The organism is Streptomyces sp. NPDC046862 (genome assembly GCF_040704615.1).
Taxonomy (GTDB): Bacteria; Actinomycetota; Actinomycetes; order Streptomycetales; family Streptomycetaceae; genus Streptomyces.
The window spans coordinates 55,316-72,581 of record NZ_JBEYXP010000031.1; the positions used below are offsets into that span (position 1 = coordinate 55,316).

At 67.7% G+C, this 17,266-nt stretch carries 14 protein-coding genes and 1 pseudogene; 8 read left to right on the forward strand and 7 right to left on the reverse strand.

Features of this window, described 5'->3' with window-relative positions:
- Nucleotides 1-30: 30 nt before the first annotated feature.
- On the reverse strand, nt 31-699 hold the full coding sequence (locus AB0959_RS30465; RefSeq protein WP_366829854.1) for a hypothetical protein: 669 nt from the start codon (nt 697-699) through the stop codon (nt 31-33).
- Between the two features lie 567 nt (nt 700-1,266).
- On the opposite strand from AB0959_RS30465, the gene AB0959_RS30470 reads away from it, so the two are divergent.
- Together AB0959_RS30470 and AB0959_RS30475 are read left to right on the forward strand one after the other, a co-directional pair.
- Nucleotides 1,267-1,518, forward strand: coding sequence for a hypothetical protein (locus AB0959_RS30470; RefSeq protein ID WP_366829855.1), 252 nt, complete (start codon nt 1,267-1,269; stop codon nt 1,516-1,518).
- Nucleotides 1,519-1,972: 454 nt separating this feature from the next.
- Nucleotides 1,973-2,125 carry a hypothetical protein gene (locus AB0959_RS30475; protein ID WP_366829856.1) on the forward strand — a complete coding sequence of 51 codons (153 nt, stop codon included), beginning with the start codon at nt 1,973-1,975 and terminating at the stop codon, nt 2,123-2,125.
- 159 nt (nt 2,126-2,284) lie between these two features.
- On the opposite strand, the gene AB0959_RS30480 is transcribed toward AB0959_RS30475, so the two are convergent.
- Nucleotides 2,285-2,923 carry a hypothetical protein gene (locus tag AB0959_RS30480; RefSeq protein WP_366829857.1) on the reverse strand — a complete coding sequence of 213 codons (639 nt, stop codon included), beginning with the start codon at nt 2,921-2,923 and terminating at the stop codon, nt 2,285-2,287.
- Nucleotides 2,924-3,103: 180 nt separating this feature from the next.
- Nucleotides 3,104-4,168 carry a hypothetical protein gene (locus AB0959_RS30485; protein WP_366829859.1) on the reverse strand — a complete coding sequence of 355 codons (1,065 nt, stop codon included), beginning with the start codon at nt 4,166-4,168 and terminating at the stop codon, nt 3,104-3,106.
- 177 nt (nt 4,169-4,345) lie between these two features.
- On the opposite strand from AB0959_RS30485, the gene AB0959_RS30490 reads away from it, so the two are divergent.
- From AB0959_RS30490 to AB0959_RS30510, 5 genes and pseudogenes are all read left to right on the forward strand, one after another.
- The gene (locus AB0959_RS30490; RefSeq protein WP_366829860.1) at nt 4,346-4,609 is read left to right on the forward strand and encodes a helix-turn-helix transcriptional regulator; all 264 of its coding nucleotides are present in this window, start codon (nt 4,346-4,348) and stop codon (nt 4,607-4,609) included.
- 171 nt (nt 4,610-4,780) lie between these two features.
- The gene (locus AB0959_RS30495; protein WP_366829862.1) at nt 4,781-5,641 is read left to right on the forward strand and encodes a DUF6083 domain-containing protein; all 861 of its coding nucleotides are present in this window, start codon (nt 4,781-4,783) and stop codon (nt 5,639-5,641) included.
- A 2-nt stretch (nt 5,642-5,643) separates the two neighbouring features.
- Nucleotides 5,644-6,102, forward strand: a pseudogene (locus tag AB0959_RS30500) (hypothetical protein); the annotation flags it as partial.
- A 13-nt stretch (nt 6,103-6,115) separates the two neighbouring features.
- The gene (locus AB0959_RS30505) at nt 6,116-7,636 is read left to right on the forward strand and encodes a UvrD-helicase domain-containing protein (RefSeq protein WP_366829863.1); all 1,521 of its coding nucleotides are present in this window, start codon (nt 6,116-6,118) and stop codon (nt 7,634-7,636) included.
- Between the two features lie 631 nt (nt 7,637-8,267).
- Nucleotides 8,268-9,758 (forward strand): hypothetical protein, encoded by a 1,491-nt coding sequence (locus AB0959_RS30510; protein ID WP_366829864.1) that lies wholly within the window; start codon nt 8,268-8,270, stop codon nt 9,756-9,758.
- 886 nt (nt 9,759-10,644) lie between these two features.
- On the opposite strand, the gene AB0959_RS30515 is transcribed toward AB0959_RS30510, so the two are convergent.
- The 4 genes from AB0959_RS30515 to AB0959_RS30530 form a co-directional block, all read right to left on the reverse strand.
- Nucleotides 10,645-10,971 (reverse strand): hypothetical protein, encoded by a 327-nt coding sequence (locus tag AB0959_RS30515; RefSeq protein WP_366829865.1) that lies wholly within the window; start codon nt 10,969-10,971, stop codon nt 10,645-10,647.
- 165 nt (nt 10,972-11,136) lie between these two features.
- The gene (locus AB0959_RS30520) at nt 11,137-11,469 is read right to left on the reverse strand and encodes a transcriptional regulator (RefSeq protein WP_366829866.1); all 333 of its coding nucleotides are present in this window, start codon (nt 11,467-11,469) and stop codon (nt 11,137-11,139) included.
- 485 nt (nt 11,470-11,954) lie between these two features.
- The gene (locus AB0959_RS30525; RefSeq protein WP_366829867.1) at nt 11,955-12,446 is read right to left on the reverse strand and encodes a lamin tail domain-containing protein; all 492 of its coding nucleotides are present in this window, start codon (nt 12,444-12,446) and stop codon (nt 11,955-11,957) included.
- 330 nt (nt 12,447-12,776) lie between these two features.
- Nucleotides 12,777-16,547 carry a CHAT domain-containing protein gene (locus AB0959_RS30530; RefSeq protein ID WP_366829868.1) on the reverse strand — a complete coding sequence of 1,257 codons (3,771 nt, stop codon included), beginning with the start codon at nt 16,545-16,547 and terminating at the stop codon, nt 12,777-12,779.
- Between the two features lie 155 nt (nt 16,548-16,702).
- Here AB0959_RS30530 and AB0959_RS30535 point away from each other — a divergent pair, with 155 nt between their 5' ends.
- Nucleotides 16,703-17,266: a hypothetical protein gene (locus tag AB0959_RS30535; RefSeq protein WP_366829869.1), complete on the forward strand. Its 564-nt coding sequence runs from the start codon at nt 16,703-16,705 to the stop codon at nt 17,264-17,266.

Below are 17,266 nucleotides of genomic sequence, written 5' to 3' on the forward strand. Positions count from 1 at the left end.
ACGATCTTGGGTCTGCCTGCGGTCCGGTGCTCATGGGATGGAGATGCTGGCGGTGGGCTGGGCGCCACTCTTGGCTTGCTGAGTACGCTTGTACAGCAGTTGCAGCGCCTTTTCGGCGCGCTCGCTGCTGGCGGTCTGTTCCGATCCCACGGCAAAGACCCACATGACCGTGGTGCCTGCACGGGCCTTGATGGACAGCACGGTCGCCTCGCCGTCCTTCCTGCGCGTGGCGACGTGTTCGTCGCCGCCGGAGCGGGGGAGCGCGAGCTTGGTGCCGCCCAGGTTCAGTGCCGTGTACAACTCGCGCGCTATGCGCTCGCTTCGGAAGGAATAGAGGCTGAAGCTGAGGCGGACCCACTCCTCGGGTGTGCGGCTTCCGCGGGTGAACTCCGACTGGCCAAGGGCCATCATGCCGCGGCAGTCGCGGGCGAACACGTCCTGGCACAGGAAGCGGTCCGTGCCGGCCATCGGCTCGATGACGTTTCCACCCCGGCAGAGCGGCCGCGTCCGGCAGTACCTACTGGACGGGACGGCCTCGTCATGCGGTCCTACGCCGTGACGTTTGGCAGCCATCGGCATCGCGTAGCCGACCGGCGTCGGCTGCACCGGATCCCGGTCCAGGAACGACGCATTCGACAGGATCACCCCGCAGAGATGCATGGCGCAGCCGCGCGGACCAGATGCTGCCAACTCCTTCACGTTCCGAACAACAAGGCTGAGCTGGTGGGCAGTTGGCGGGCGGGATCGGGGCGCGTCCGTGCTCTGGTCCGGGGGGACGTCCGGGTGACGCCTCTTCCCTGCGGGTATCACTGCAGGTCGCCGCGGGTCGGCGGACGGAAAAGGAATGATCTTCGGGATCGGGAGCGGGAAGCTGCGTGGAAGGTGTTTATCGATCCCGGTGGAACGGGGATAACCATAGTAGAGTTGGTTACCAACTTGGTTAAGTTGGTTCAACTTGGTTCTCGATCCTCCTGTCAGCCCAGGTGAGACGAGACCGGCAGCCTGCCGCGGCAGGCATGCGGGGTCTGTAGCAGCAGACCCCGAAGACGCGTGCGGCCCCACCGGACTCTGGATCCGGCGGGGCCGCCGTCGTAGATGGAGCACGGAAGATGACGGAGCCCCGGCTCCTGCAAACGCGTGCCTTGCCCCGGAGTTGTGTTCCGGCACATCAGCGGCAGGGCATCTCCCGGACACGCAAATGCGGCTGCTACCGCATAGCTCACCGCTCCACCTGTCTCACCTGGGCTGACATGAGAGGACACGCAGATGAGGACCCGTCCACCCGAAGTGCACGGTCCTGGAAATCAACCGGGGCTGGAGCAACATGCCGTTTCCGTACTGCGGTTGCCCGTGGCCAATGCCGTGGCCGCCGTGGTCATCGCCATTGCCGCACTGCTGGGAGCCATCGCCGTGCTCCTGGTTATGCCCGGCGAGCTTGAAGCACTCGGCACTGCCGTGACGATCGCCGGCTCGGGATTCACTCTCGCAGCCAAGATCGCCGTGCCGCGCTCCGGCTGACGTCTGGGAATGAGGCGGGCCCGGCTCCGTGGCAGCGATGCTGTTGGCGAATCCGGCGGCCGGCCGACAAGGGGTGAGAGAGTCCCAGCGACGCGCGGCGTGCACAGCGTGTCGCTGGGACTGTAGCTCGAGCCTCGCGACGACTGTGCCGACGACAACCGGGCCCAACAATTCCGCGTTGAGCGCTTCGGCCCGCCTGCCACAGCCCGCTTCCGCACCCGCCCGGTCATCGCCTACCAATGTCTGAGCCTGCGCGACCAAGACACTCAGGACTGAGCGGAAATTGTCCAGGCACGTTGCTCCGGCGCATCCGACCAGGACCTCCTGATCGAGCTGACTCCACCCCCGTAAGCCACTGCTTGACACGAAACACTGGGATGCCGGGACCAATCCCGTAGACGGTTGCGACACGTGAGCGAAGGTATTGATTTCAGAAGCTGTCGACACTCCGAGAGTGGCCCGGCTTCTCGCTGACGGGTGGCCCCGGTGGCCGTACTACGACGCGACCTGGATGACCTCCGCGTCCCGCCTGGACATCGACCTCATGGTGCCACTCGCGGAAGCCTGGGACAGCAGCGCCTCCTCCTGGGCGCCGCAGCGCCGGTAACCGTACGCCAACGACCAGCGTCCCGCTCTCGCCGTCGAGTCAACGGGTTGCGTGAGGAAGCCGATCGCATCCAGGCTCCAGAGCGATGAGGTGGGCTGCGGAGACTGCGCGCCGGCGGGCCTGGGCGGACTCGACGAGTTTGAATACCAGCGACCGAAGTTAGCTTGCCTGTGCTGGGGCGTGGTTGGAGGCGGTCGTGGCGGGCGTGTCGGCGGAGCTTGCGGTGTAGAAGACGGAGGAGCCCTGCTTGGACCGCTGGGCGTGGCTTTTGGCGACGAGTCCTTCGAGCGTGGTGCGTACGACGGTGGTCTGGATGCGGCGGTCGGGGTGGGCCTGGCCGAGGGCGGTGGCGACTTCCGCTGCCGAGCGCGGTTCCTGCTGCTCGGTGAGGTGGGCTCGGATGAGTTCGACCAGGGTGGGCTGGCTCGCTGTCTTCGAGGCCTCCGACTTCGCCGTCGGCTTCTTCGGCGTCTGCTTCTTCGCTGTGGGCTCCTTCGCCGTCTTCCCACCCTTGGCGGCGGTGCTCTTCTTCGCTGGGGCCGCGGGAGCGGCCTTCTTCGCCCGGGGTGAGGGCACGGCTGAGGGCTTGCTGGGGACGATCGTTGTCGTGGCGCCGAGGGCCTGCCGCATGTTCACCAGGGTGGTGTGGTCCTGCTGGAGCGCCTGCAACAGCTCCTGCAGTGCATCGATTTCTGCGCTGATGCGTTCCTGTTCTTTGGTGTTGTTCTCGAGATCGCCGGTTACCTGGGCGATGTAGTGCGATGTCAGTTCGCTGGTAGAGGTCGTCGTGTCCGGCATGGTGACTGGCCTTTCTGCGGAAGTTGAAGAGCTGAAGCCTGAGGCGTGTGGCAGTGCTGGTGGTGACTTCTGCCCGCTGAGCGGTCTTGCAACCGATGGATGTTGTCCCAGCGTAGAGATAGTACGGATGAGTGGAACGGGTTGTTCGTCTCCCGTGCTGCCTTCAACGTCTCCGCACGGTCATGGTGACGGCTGGTGTTGTGCCGTCCGCTCTGTCATGTGTCGCCTCCTGGATCCGGTCGTGCGACAGGTCTCTGCGGTGTGCTGGGGAAGGTGCCACATCACCTCGCCTGTTGTCTGGTCCTGGTGCCAGCTGGTCAGGGTGCGTGCGGCCACCAACTGGTCGAGGAGCTCTTCCATCTGGTGGCAGGAGTGCCCGCACAGGCGGGCGAGGACGTCCATCTCGGTGCCCTGGCAGGTGTGGGCGGCCACGACGAGGGCGGCCAGCCGCAGGGTCGGAGGGGTACGGCCTGGCAGGATCAGTGGCGTTGGGCGCAGCGCCCAGTGGGCGGCATGGCAGCGCGCGCCGCGGCCGGGCACCTGGTCCAGGGCAACGGCATCGAGTAGCCATACCTGCACGTGTGCCGGTCTGAGGTCCGGCAGTCGCAGCCAGCCGGCGTTGGACAGCTCCTCCCATAGTTCCCAGCGTCCGCGCAGACGCATGCCGCGCAGCAGCCCTCCGGGCAGCCGGACATGGCCGCGGGTGTCGGCGCGCAGGGCGCACTGGAGGGCCAGCATCCGGGCGGCGGGGGAGGTGCACCGGGGCAGAGCGGTGGAGAGGTAGGTGAGCGTCTCCCGCACACGCACCCGCTCATCGGTACCGACGCGCGCAGCCGGAGCAGGGTGCGGGGCAGGCGGCCAGTGGGAGGTGAGCAGAGTGTCGGGGACCACGGCGGTATGGCTGGTCGCGGCCGCGCAGGCCGCGCATGCATCGGCCAGCCGCCAGATGCGACCACTGCGGTCACGGGTGAGGGCGAGCAGAACCGGTCCGGCGCAGCCGCGGCGACGTGGATGCCAGGAGCAGCCTCTCTGCTGGCATTGGCAGGTGCGCAGATAGTCCGGCAACGCGTCGGCGCGGGCGTGGCAGGCGAGATGAGCCAGGGCGGCGGATCGCGCGGAGGCGGCCTCGAGGGGCGGGGTGTGGGCGGTGCAGTGGCCGCAGATGAGGGTTGGTCCGCCTGCCCGCGGACGCAGTTCCACCGTCCAGATGCGCCGTACTGCGGCACGCGCGCCGACAAGCCTCATCGGCTGCTTACCCTCCCGTCTGTTCATGGTGCGGTGACTGGTGTTTCCCGGCACCGAGGGCCCGGAACGGAGACACCGTAGTGCAGATTTCTGCACTACAGCTGACGCTCCCGCCCTCGCCAAATAGTGCAGAAGTCTGCACTGACAGGGCAGGGGTCTGCACCGTCGGATGGTGGGGTGACGATCTTGCCGCCCGATCCCGACCTCACCGCACTGCGCGTCAACCTCGCGCGCCTGCGGGGCGAGCGCGGCTGGACCTTCGACGAACTCGCCGAACGCAGCGGCCTGGCCCGACGCACCCTCATCGACCTCGAACACGGCCGCACCACCGGCAGCGTCACCACCTGGCACACCCTCGCCCACACCTTCGACGTGCCCATCGAGAACCTCCTCACCACCCTCTGCGACGACCACACCCCGCCCGGCACGCAAGGCTCCTGACCTTCCGTCGCTCGCCCCTCAGGGCCATGCCGCAAATCACCCGAACCGACGAGCACGTATCGAACAAAGGACAGCTCACCAGCTCGCCCGTTCGGCTCTGCTGGGCTGGATGAGGGACACCCGCGCCGTCGTGCCGCCGATCGTCGCGTGTCGCCTGGCACGGTCCGGGCCATGTGCTCCACTCCCGCCCCCGCCGGCCGCCACTGGGACGGCAGCCCGCGCATCACCCGGCGCCCCCGCCCCCTGCAGGTGGCCGGCACCAGCCCCAGCCGCCTGCTGCGCGCCGGCCACAGCGGCCGCTGCCGCCAGTGCGGCAACCGCATCGACCTCTACCAGCGCGCCGACCAGCGGCCCATCGCCCTGCACCCCGCCGAACTGACCGCCGCTCATGTCCCCGAACCCTGCCGCTGGCACCTGAGCGGCGGCATCGCCTACCCCCACGGCGACGGCAGCACCTGGTGCCGCATCCCGCACGCCGTGATCTGTCCCCGTCGCACCCCCACCTGCCGAACCGGCCCCTACCTTGAGACGATCCGCCGCCAACTCGCCGTCCGCAGCCGCCGTCTGACCGACACCGGCGCCTTCGCCCCCGCCCCTCGCAGCACCAGCGGACAGGCCCCCGACGTCGACGCCCCTGCCCGTCCCGTCGTGCGAATCCTGCTGTGCCGCTACCTCGCCGAGCACGCGATCGAACACATCCGCTGCGTGGCCCAGACCCACCACCGCCATCGCTGCACCCACCCCGTCCTCGCCCCCACCGGACCGGCCGGTACCTGGAAACTGCTGCCCACCGGACCCAGCCGCGGCCAACTGGCCCTGTCCGACGTCCTGATGGCCGTCTACGACCTGAGCGACCTCCCCTACAGCGAGCAACTGCGCTGGCGCGCCCAGCGCTGCCCCACACACGCCGCCGCCCCCGGCGCCGCCGACCTCGCCCTGGCGGGATGGCAGCCCTTCGACCCCCTCCTGCACGCGGCACATATCCGCACCCGCCTGCCCCACCCACCGGCCCACCAGCCCAGAAACCGGTGACGATGCCGCACCACGCCCTGGAGATCGTGCTGACCCGGCCCATCACGGCGGCCGAACTCCGCCACGCCACCCATGCCTGGCCACTCGCAGCCAACCACGACACCACCCGCCTCATGGCCATCGCAGGCGGCAAAACCCCCGAACGGGCAGCCCACCGCCTGCGTCAGCGGCTCACCGCCCGGCTGCCCATCGACGTGATCACCACCCACTACCCGGACAGGCACGGACACGTCCTGCTCAACGTCGCCTTCCCGCCCGCCACCTACACCACCCTGAAACGGGACGCCCGCCACGCAGGCCAGACCCCCGAACGCTACGTACGGGACGCTATCCACCGCGCCCTGGCCGAGCACGCTGACCGCGAAGCCGACCGCCTCGACCGCGCCGTACGCCAGCTCCTCACCCACACCACCCCCGGCCATTTGCTCTCCGCCGTCGGGCATGCCCTCACCCGACTCCCCGAAAGCCCAGATCATGAACCCCACCGACGAACAGGCGGCAGCTGCCGACGCCTTCCACGCCGGCGACCACCTCGCCCTGCAGGCCGGCGCCGGCACCGGCAAGACCACCACCCTCACCCTGCTCGCCCGCACCACCACCCGCCGCGGCCGCTACCTGGCCTACAACCGGGCCATCGCCCAGGACGCACATGCCCGCTTCCCCCACAACGTGCTGTGCAAGACCGCCCACGCACTCGCCTACGCAGCCGTCGGCCACCGCTACACCCGCCGCCTGGGCGCTCCTCGCCGCCCTGCCTGGCAGACCGGACACGCCCTGGGTATCACCAAGGCCGTCCGTATCGGCGACCGCGAAGTATCCCAACGCGCCCTGTCCAACGCCGTCCTGCGCACCGTCACCCGCTTCTGCCACACCGCCGACGAGGCCATCACCAGCCATCACGTGCCCCACCTACGCGGTCTGGAAGACACCGACCTCCACACCGAATTCGCCGCCCATCTCGTGCCGTTCGCCCGCAAAGCCTGGGTCGACCTGCAGCACCCCGACGACGGCGCCGTCCGCTTCGATCACGACCACTACCTGAAAATCTGGGCGCTCACCCAGCCCCGCATCGACACTGGCTTCCTGCTCCTGGACGAGGCCCAGGACACCAACCCCGTCGTCGAACAGATCTTCCTCAATCAGCGCGACCACGCCCAGCTGGTCATGGTCGGCGACTCCGCCCAGGCCATCTACCACTGGCGTGGCGCCAAAGACGTCATGACCGGCTTCGACGGCACCCAGCTGACCCTGTCCCAGTCCTTCCGTTTCGGCCCCGACCTCGCCGCAGAAGCCAACCGCTGGCTGCACCTCGCCGACGCCCCCATCCGCCTCACCGGCACACCCACCGTCCCCACCGAACTCGGCCCCGTCACCCAGCCGGACGCCGTGCTGTGCCGCACCAACGTCGGCGCCATGTCCCAGGTCATGACCCTCATGGCCGCCGGATACCAGGTCGCCCTGGCCGGAGGAGGAGACAGCCTCCAGGCCCTGGCTCTCGCGGCCCGCGACCTGAAAGAAGGCCGCCGCACCCACCATCCCGAACTGATCCTCTTCCCTTGCTGGGGCGACCTGCAGGACTACGCCGCCCACGACCCGGCCGGCCGCGACCTGCAGCCCCTGGTCAACCTCGTCGACACCCACGGCACCAACGCCATCCTCACGGCCGTTGCCCACCTCGCCCCCGAGCCCCACGCCCAGATCACCGTCTCCACCGCCCACAAGGCAAAGGGACGCGAATGGCCGCGCGTCCTCATCGCAGACGACTTCGCCCGCGCCAAGAACGACACCGCTGACGACCAGGATCCCCCGACGCCACCTGACCCCGTCGATGACGCCGAAGCCCGGCTGGCCTACGTGGCCGTCACCCGTACCCGCCGACGCCTCGACCTGGGCGGACTGTCCTGGATCCACGATCACCCCGACGGCACCCCGCCCGGCCAGAACACCCCCCATACAACAGCGCTGCCGCTGCTTACCGGTTCTACCGGGCCTTGAATCCCGGGTGCGCATCAAGTCGGCCTGCCAGTCACCTGGGCCTGTCCCACTCGACGACCGGGGTGGAGACGGCCGGTGCGGGGCGAAATCCGAAGGCTCGTTGTCAGCCCCTGTGCTTTGATCACATCGACTGCGGCGGCCGCACGTCATGTGTGTCAATGCCCGGACTCGGTCCAGCGTACTCGCTGGTCGGGAGGCCATGGTGTAGCAGGTCTGCCAGCGATGCCGCGAGGTGCAGGAACCGGACGGCTTCAGCAGCCCGGCTCCCGCGCGCAGGGCGCTGATCCGGTTCTCGGCACCGGCCGGCCCGGTGCCGTCCAGGACAAATAGGACGCGGGGGAAGGCCGGGTAGCGACGCCGCCATTCCTCCAGCACTGGCTCCTGGAGGGTCGGTCGGTGCCCCGGGACCGCGGGCACGTAGCGGTAGAGGCGCTCGTACGAGATCAGCTTGGCGGCGAGGCGTTCGGGGCCCATGGCGGCCGGGTCGACTTCCACGAGCGCCCGCAGCATTGACCTGTAGTCGCCGTCGGCGGGGCCTGAGCGGCGAAGACGACGATCTCGGTCAAACCTCGTAGCAAATCGGTCAGTTGGTTCTTCATTGTTGCTGTGAAGTGCCTGTGAAGGATAGATCTTGATCGGTTCTTACTGTCAGAAGAGTTGGCATGTGCATGAAAATGGGGGATTGGTGAAACGATTCTTGCTGGGCTCGCATAGACGGACGCGCGGGATTCTCGCGTCGGCGGTTGCGGTGTCGCTGGTCGTCCCGCTGAGTGCTGCTCACGCGGATGGGGATGACGAGTCCCTGCGCGTGGAGACGTACGTGCAGCCCCTTGGCGCTGAGCCTTTGACATTGGATCAGCTCAACCAGCCGGACGGCCTGGAGCGGCTGCGGCGGCTGCAAACTCCGGAGGCCCTGGCGGCTGTTCTTCCGCACGAGGCGATCGGGGAAGCGAAGTCCTCCGCACCTCGCGCCCCGGTGGGGTCGGCGCAGCCGCCGACGTCAGACGATGAGGAGCTGCCTGCTGAGGGGGCCTCGCCCGCCGATACGGCCGACGCGGTCATCTCCCTGCCGGAGCCATCGCACACTATGACGCCGCAGCAGTGCGTCACCCAACTCGCCGACAGGACGTTTTACGTCAAGTCCCGTTACGCCGTCTGTTCTGGACGCGAATTCGGGCAGGTGTGGTACAGGAATGGGGAGGCTGTCGGAAAGAGTCACTTCGATGTGGTGGTCATCGGCACCATACCGAAGAACAGTCGAGAGATGACCGCGACCTACTACTACACGGACTTCACCGCGACCGGAGATAATGACGCGCGCAAACTGGGCATCACCACAAGCGCCTCTATATCCCATAAGTGGCCTTCCACTACGCGGATCACCAAGGGTGGCAACACGCTGCCCGTCACCAGGACGTGGAGTGAACTACTCGACGGGCGCCCTCTCAAGCAGACCATCACTGCGCCGTCGGGCCAGCCGGGATCGCTGGGCTCAACGAGGCTGATCGCTGCGATCTACCAGCCCAACATCAAGCTTGTGGCGCCGCCCGGGTGGGCAGACGACGGGTTCACCGGCGGCGACATCTTCATGCTGCCGCCCCGTTGGGACGAGGCTGATTACCTGCCTGGCTCTGCGGCGGGCGGTGCCGCAGTCTTCAGCGTCGTCGCCACGCTCAAGTACAAGACCGCCGCCAGCGCCCCGGAGCGGGAGGTCGCGGCGCACATCAAGAAGGCCTTCACCAAGCCAGGTGAGACCGTACCGCTCTTCAGCAGGAAGCAGGTGGCGGGCCAGAACACCGACGAGGCCCTGACTCGGCTCTACTCTGACACTGAACGCAGGAAGAAGAACCGCAACCGTTCCGTCTACAACTGCAAAAAATACTTCGGCGACGACTACGCCCAAGGTGGAAAGAAGCAGTGTGACGAGTACCCCTTCGCGACCACCTACCAGGGTGCTGCAGGGCCGGACTACGACCCCTACCAGGATCGAAATAACTTCAGTGTGATGCCGGTGTCGAAGGAAAGCAACGAAGCCGCCGGTGTCCTGCTCGGTCAGTTCTATGACAAGAACCGTTTGATCGACGGGCCCGACGATGGATTCATCGTGAAAGTCACCTCATAGGCGCTGAGGGCTGTGAGTGTGTGGGCTAGCCGCCTTGTGCGGCTGGCCCACGCCTTCTTCATGCCTCCGGCCAGAACTGCACGGTGTATCGCTCCACACCCTCCGGGACGCTGGACTTGGACTGCTCAGCTACTTCAGCGCGTCCTGCGCATACGGCTCGTACTGCCCACCTGCCCGGCTTGTCCGACAACGTGATCGTGCCCGGCATGGGGCCGCCGGCTACACCCCGAGCACGCAGCCTTCCGGAGGTGCAAAGGATGCTGGCTTCGGCGGTCTCTTCCCAATCACCAGGTGGAATCGAGGGCTGCCCGTCCCAGACCTCAACCGTGAGGCTTGCTGTGTGGGTATGTCCAGCGCTGCCGAAGTCCAAGCGCCCGGGGTGGGCGGCGAGGAAGACGTCGCTGTGGAACCCGCTGGGGAAGGGGTCTGGTACCTGGGTGTCGTCCCAATCCTGGAGTGCCCAGCCGTTGAAATCCACCTCGACGGGGCTCTCCTGCTGGCTGACCAAGTTGGGCACGATGACTCCTCACGTGGACTGCGAAACTGCGATCACGGCATTGATCACTGAGCCTAACCACGATGGGGCTGGGTTCAAGAGCCGCTGTCAGACCGGTCATAGCCCCGTCGAGTCTCTGCCTCATCGCGGACGGCGAGCTTGATGCCCCTATGGATGTCAAGCAGCCGATCTTGGACTCGGGGCGCTCGGTCGCAGCCTGACGATCGTCTGGTAGAGCTCGCGGGCGACGTAGCGTTCCAGGCATCGGATGGCTGCGCGTCGTGTCTTGCCTGCACTCCAGCAAGCGCCGCGACCGGGAACGCACATGCGGGATCCGATCTGGAGGTGGCCGGACGAGCAATCCACAATACCTGTGGACGAGTTCTGACTTCAGCTTCGTATCTGGGTGAGCCTGGCGAGTCCCTCGATGCCTGCGAGTTGGTCTTGGAGGGCAGGGTCTGGACCCGGGGCGGTGACCAGGAGGAGCACGGGCAGGTCGGGGTGCTGCTCGGCGTAGAGGTCGTTGTCGCCGTCGTCGCCGGGTATGCCGTTCGGCTGGACCCGGATGCGGGTGGCGTCGTTGAGGGTGGCGAGCAGGTAGACGCCCAGGTAGTCGCTGTCCCGTTCGACGAAGACTGCGCCAAGGCGATCGGTCAGCATGTCGGCAAGCTGCCTGGCGGTGTGGGTGCTTGTGCCGTAAGTGTCGAAGGCGGTCATGGTTGGGTTGCTCCTCAGGCTGCGAGGTCTCGTCGCGTTCCACCAGCAGCCCGCGTTCGAAGCGAGCGCCGGCGCGGACGAGCGGGACGAGGTGGGCGCCGGTGACCGCGCCAGCGGGCCGGGGCGGATTCGACGAGCTTGCTGGGAGAGGGTGCTGGAAGCTGATCATGGTCGCAGCTCGGGGAACGCTTCTTCCCAGACGTCTTTGATGGCCGTGCTGATGAGCTTGTGGAGTACTGGCCACAGCTCAAGCAGGATGCTCTTGTTGAGGAAGCGGCATAGGTCGTCATGCAGGCCTTCGCCGAGCACTGTTCTGTACAGGCTCATGCGCTGGCGTGGCCGGTCCAGGTCGAGGGTGCGCAGTCCGGACCACGCGATGTGCAGTGGCAGCTCCACCATCCCGTGCTCGGGTCCGGTCAGCTCGTTGAGGCTGGAGGGCAGGCGTCGCTTGAACCTCGCTCGTAGCAACGATGCGATGGCGCTGGGGTCGTCGTGCACGCTGGCCCTTTCCTCTGCGCCCTGGCTCCTGGGCTGCACAAGCCGCTGTGCGCTCGGCGGCGCGCTGGCCACGCGGTAGCGGGCAGGGCTCGTTGGCGGAGGAAGGTTACTCCAGGGCGGCGATGAGGGGAGCCCGGAAAGGGGGAAATCCGTGCGCTGCGTGGTGCGTTCGCATACGAGCTCGGCGTCCTTGAGCCGGGCCAGCGGCGACGTCGGAGGCGGTCGCCGAGATGGCGCAGGTCCGTGCCCCGGCGTCTGTGGTCGCGGACACGCCCGTGGACTGCTCGGGCTGCCTGGCGAAGAGGGGACGACCGCGACCATCACGACGGTGTCCGCGCCGCGTACCGCTCCCCGGCCCCGGCGACGCGGGCTCGGGCCGGGCTTCCGACGCATCCGCGCAGGAGAGCCCTGACCCCGCCCGGTGCGGAACCGGGGGAGGGGATAAATCGTGGTGTCGGCCCGCCTTGCTAGGGGCTGACGTGCGGTCAGCCGTGGTAGGTGATGTACCCGTTGCCGTCCGGGTCGGAGCCGGACTGGGTGTAGGAGTGGACGTCGGCGCGGGCACCGGAGGGCTTGTAGAAGTAGATAGTGTCCTTGTCGTTGTTCCACATGAAGTTGCAGTTGTCGCGGTAGACGACGTTGTTCGTGTCGGAGTCCGTGCCGTTGCCGCCGCGCAGCTTGATGTAGTCGCCGGGCTGCAGGTAGTGGTTGGCGGTGAACGTGAAGCGGTTGCCTGTGGCGTCCTTGACGACGTAGCCCTTGAGGTTGACGGTCGCGCTGCGGGAGTAGTTCTTGATCGTCAGGTACTCGTCCTTGGTGTTGCCGGTGGAGCAACTGTTGGAGTCCCGGCCGGGCGCGTCGTACTGGATGCCCTTGATCTTCAGGGCCGACGAGTACTCGGCGGCCTGCGCCGGAAACGCAGTCACGGCGAGCGTTGTGGCAGTGGCGGCAGCAGTCAAGGCGTAGCGGATACGCATCAGGATCCCCCTCAGTGGCGCGAATGGAGCGCCTGGAGCATACAGTTCGTAAACATCAGGTGAGGGGAAAGTGACGGAAACGTGCAGACTCTTCTGTCGCTACAGAGCGAGCACTCGCTGCGGCGCAGCTGCCCGGCATGGCGGGCACCGACCGGCCGGGCACCTCGCTCGCAGCAACGATGCGATGGGGCTGGGGTCGTCGTGCACGGCGCCCATCATCCTCTGTGCGCTGGCTCTGGTCGGTCTGCACAAGGCCGGCGCGCGGGCACGCGGCCGGGGCGCGGCAGCGGGCGAAGCGGGTCTGTCGCCGCCGCAGCGAGGTAGGCCCGTCTACGCACCCACCACTGTGTACGCTGCCCAGAAATGCGGGCTTGCGCAGGGCCGGTCCTCCGGGCCGTAACCGAGGAGCCGCCAGCGCCGCGCGGCGGCCGCCGCGCCGGGGCGGTTGGACTGGTACGCCGTGAGTTCAGTGAGCGTGGCGTCGCGCAGCCACAGCTGGGCGTGCCGCAGGGCCTCGGCGGGTTCGTGCCCGGCGTCGCCCGTGAGTTCCTCGTAGAACCTGGACATCAGCAGACTGCTCGCGTGGTCGTCGACGGCCCAGAGCGTTGCGACGACCGTGGGTGCGCCCGCGCGCAGGAGCGACGCCGCGAGACCGCTGTACTCGCCCGCCGCCTTCTCATTGAAGGACATGCCGGACTGGCAGGCCGACAGGGTGACCAGCCGAGTCTCGGACAGGTTGAGCCCGGCCAGCTCCCCCGCGACCAGGAATTCGCCATCGGCGAGCGGGATGGCGGAGTAGTTCGGCTGGACCCAGTTCAGGTAGGCATGACAGGCCATGTGGACGTACTGGCGACCGGGAGCCGTCGTGAACACCGCCTCGCGGCTGATGTCCGGCCCTGCCAGTACGAGACGCCGGTCGGGGGGAAAGAGCTCCTTGATCGTTGCAACTTCCTCAGCGGCGTATGGCAGGTCGCCGAGAGAATCGGCCAGGAACAGCGCGGTACGGGTGTCGTGGGCGCGCTGCCCGAGACGCCTATGGGCCTGGTGGAGCATCTGGATGCTCGGGGTGTACGTGACCACGTAGTCATCGAGGAACATCCGGTGCTGTCCGTCCTCGGCACGCCGGGCGGCGTGCAGCGGCAGTGGGTTCGACAGATCGGACGCGGTGATCCACAGCCGCGTGCCGTCAGGCACTTTGAGCTCACGCAGTCGTCGGCGCAGCGGCGCGGCGACGGCCGTCCACAGCCAGTCCGTCACCTCGTCGATCGCCGCAGTCCATTCGGACAGCGGCGCTCGCGCCAGGTCTTTGTCACGCGCGGCCTCCATCCACCTCACGATCATCTCCAGGAGCTCGCGGTGGGTGTCAGGGCCGAGCATCAGGACGTGCTCCCGCGTCAACTCCTCTAGTCCGTGGGGAAGTACGAAGAGCGCCGAACCGTAAAAGGTGATGAGCGGTGTGACGAGGACGCCGCCCGGCGGCACGAGCTGCCAGGGCTCCGCCGCCGCGGCCTCGGCCGACGGCACGGCCACGGCCTTGGACAGCTCTGCTTGGGCGACGGCCAGTTGGCGTCCCAGCGCAGCGTCGCTCTCGCGCTCTGGGCCGGGAAGCGAGTTCAGCTCGGCCCGCAGGAGGCGTACCCGCTCCTCAGCGTGCCGAAAGAGCGTACGCTCCGGCTCGGGCAGGTCGGCGGAGTTCGGGTCCACGTCGAGCGTGTCCAGCAGCAAGCGGGCGCGCCCACGGTCGACCAGGCGCAGGGCTTCGGCGATTCGGCCGCGCCGGAGCTCCAGGATCGCGGCGTGGTCGTAGGCGCGGCCGAGGTGTTCGAGAACGGCGCCCCGGCCAGCATCGGTCACCGTCTGCGCCAGGTAGGCCTCGGCGTCGGCGATGAGGGCGTGGTCGGTGGCAAGTGCGCCCTCCACGTCGCCCTGGGTGGCGATGACCACGCCCAACAGCAGCCGAGTCCCGAGCAGATCGAAGCGGATAGCCTCCGTCTCGTTCGTGACCGCCTGCTCGAAGTGGGCGCGGGCAGCGGCGACATGCGGGTCGTCGGCCGAGTCGCCCGCGAGATGCCAATGTAGGTTGCCTAGCCCCACGTGGGCGAAAGCCCGCATGTCTGGGTCGTCGTGCTCGGTGGACCAGGCGAGGGCGCGCTGACCGTGCGCGAAGACCTCTTGTACGAAAGCCTCAGACTGCTCGCCCTGCGACACGCGACGCCAGCCGATCCCGAGGAGATTCGTCTGCACCTGGACCACCGAAGCAGTCTGGCCGCGCTCGCTGTAGACCTGCAGCGCACGCGTGAGATGCTCGTCGGCCAGGGCAAGGTGGTCCACGCCCGCCTCAAAAGGGTGCTTGGCGTGGGTGATACCGAGTTTCTCCTGCATCGACGCCCAGTCCCCACGCGCGCCTTCGGCGGCGTAGTAGTCGGCCAGCTCGGTGAAGTGGTCAATGGCTTGACGGGCGTTGACGATCGGGTTGCCCGCGATCCGCCGTCGCAGGGCGGTGCCGAAGCGTTCCTTGGCGGTTGCCCACTGGTCGGGGAAGGTATCGCGGGTGAACACGGTCAAAGCCTGTTCGGCGTGGTCGATGACGTGCTCGAGATTGTCCGACGGATTGCCGTGGATACGGCGCAGATAGGCTTCGGCGAGGTATTCGTGCACGCGCGCCCAGTCTTCGGCATTGCCGGTCGCGTCCGTGCGGCCGAGGGCCTCGTGCAGCACTGTGAGTGCCTCTTCGACGTCGTCGGCCGCGCGTGTGGCACCTTGGTTGAGCAGCGCCCAGGCCAGTTCCATCATGACCGCTACCCAGTTGTGGGGTTCCTCGTCGGAATCGAGCGTGCCGGCCGCGTTGCGCAGATGCGTGACACCGCCGTCTCCGTGCTCATCGGGGCCTCCGCGCGTCGCGATCATGCCCAAGGATTGTTGAATGGCGGAGTAATACGTCGGCAGGGCTTGCGGATCGACCAGTTCCAGAGCCCGGCGGGCATGGGCATGCGCCTCGATCAGATCCTCGCTCCCGGACTGCCGTGTGTGTAGGGCTTGTGCGGCGGTGGCGTGCACGAAGACCAAGAGATCGGAAGCCTCTTCCGGCAACTCCGCGACCGCCAGTTCCGCCTGGCGTACCGCCTCGTCCCGATTGGCGCCGAGATCACCGCGTACCCGTTCCGTATAGGCGTACGACAAGAGGGCACGCGTCTGTGCGGTGGCTGCCCGGAGCCCAGCGGCCTGAGTCGCATCGAGGGCAGCGTAGAAGAGCTCGATGGCCTCCTCCAGTCTGGCCGGCCGATCGGCGGTGCGGTCGAGCATCAGACACTCGGCGATTGTGCGCTGGAAGAACGCCCACAAGGGGTCGCTGCGCGGGACGAGTTCGAGGCCGCGGCGGCACAGTCCCAGCCGTCGTTCGATCGGCATGTATCTCTCCGCGTGGGCCAGTTCGTGCAGGATCTCATGCACTTCCGGAGCCCGTCCCTCCGGCGGGGTCTCCACCTCCAACTCTCCGTAGGCCGACACCATGGCGGCGTCGATGCCGTGGATGCGCGCGACCGCGACCAGTTCGGCATGGGCCTGATAGTTCCGGTCCGGGTCATCGACCAGGCGCAGCGATAGTTCGGCGGCCGCGGTCAGCAGCAGGTCCTTGTCGCGTTCGAGAACGCGCCGTTTGGCCACCGGGCTCGACGCCGCTACCAACGACTGGACCGCTTCCAGCACGAGTCGACGGACCGCCAGATGCGTGTTGAGGTATTGGAGCACCTCCTCTTCACCGGTCGTCGTGGCCAGCCGGTGTACAACGTCCGCGGTCAGGTCGCGGCCGCGATTGGGCTGGGCGCGCCGGGCGAAGGCCCCGGCGACGCCGTACCGGCGGCAGTCGGCGAGCAGCGCCTGGTCCTCGGTGAGCGAGTCGTGGAAATCGGGTTCTTCCTCGTGCTGATCGAGCAGCACCACCAGCATCAGATCAGCGTAATCGCCCAGCAACTCAGTGTGACGGCTCTCGATGACCTGCCGCTTCTCCTCCCAGGAGAAGCTGTTGGCCAGTTCCAGCAAGGCCTGCACGACCTCATCCGGAATGAATACCGTCTCAAAACTGCCGTCGGCGCCGCTGTCCATGACTGCTCACCCGTACTCGGCGGGACACACCACCGCGCCCCGTAGACCCATGGTCCCGCAGCCTTCGAGGGCCCGGCCAGTCGTCGACCTCCGATCGGGTGTCGTGGGGCGGGTGCGGTGGACGACGCCCAGGAGGCACTGCTATCTACGATGTCGTGACCAGCCTGGAGTACGGCACACTGGGAGACCGCCCGCTCGCGGAGGCGGTCAGCCTCCCGGGGACGACGACCGTCAGTGAGGGGATCCGGAGCGGCGGGCAGAGGTGGTTGGTCGTCCTCGACGATGACCGGGCCCCGCTCTCGGCGGTTCATCCGTGCTCCCTCGCGGACGAACCTGCTGGCTCCGCCCTCGCGGCTGTCGTCCCGGGGCTGCCTCCTGTCGTCATCGCTGCCACCAGTATCCGGATCACCGACCTGCTTGCATCCTGGCTCTTCGACGAATTCGAACCGGGATCCGTGGTGATCGTGGTGGAGGGGGAACGGGCGGTTGGTGTCTGGGCGGGCCCCGACCTCATGGCCACGGTGGCCGCGGGATCGCCGCGCACTCACTGGGAGGCCGAACTGTCCGGAGAGATCACGATTCCGCTGCTGACCCGCACCTGCCGTTACGTGCACGGGGGCACCGCGTGCACCGGTGTTCTGAGGTTCCCCGAGCGGCCGCGGCAACCACCCGCCTGCCCCAATCCCCTGCCCCTGGCCGCTCACGCCTTCGTGTGGTGA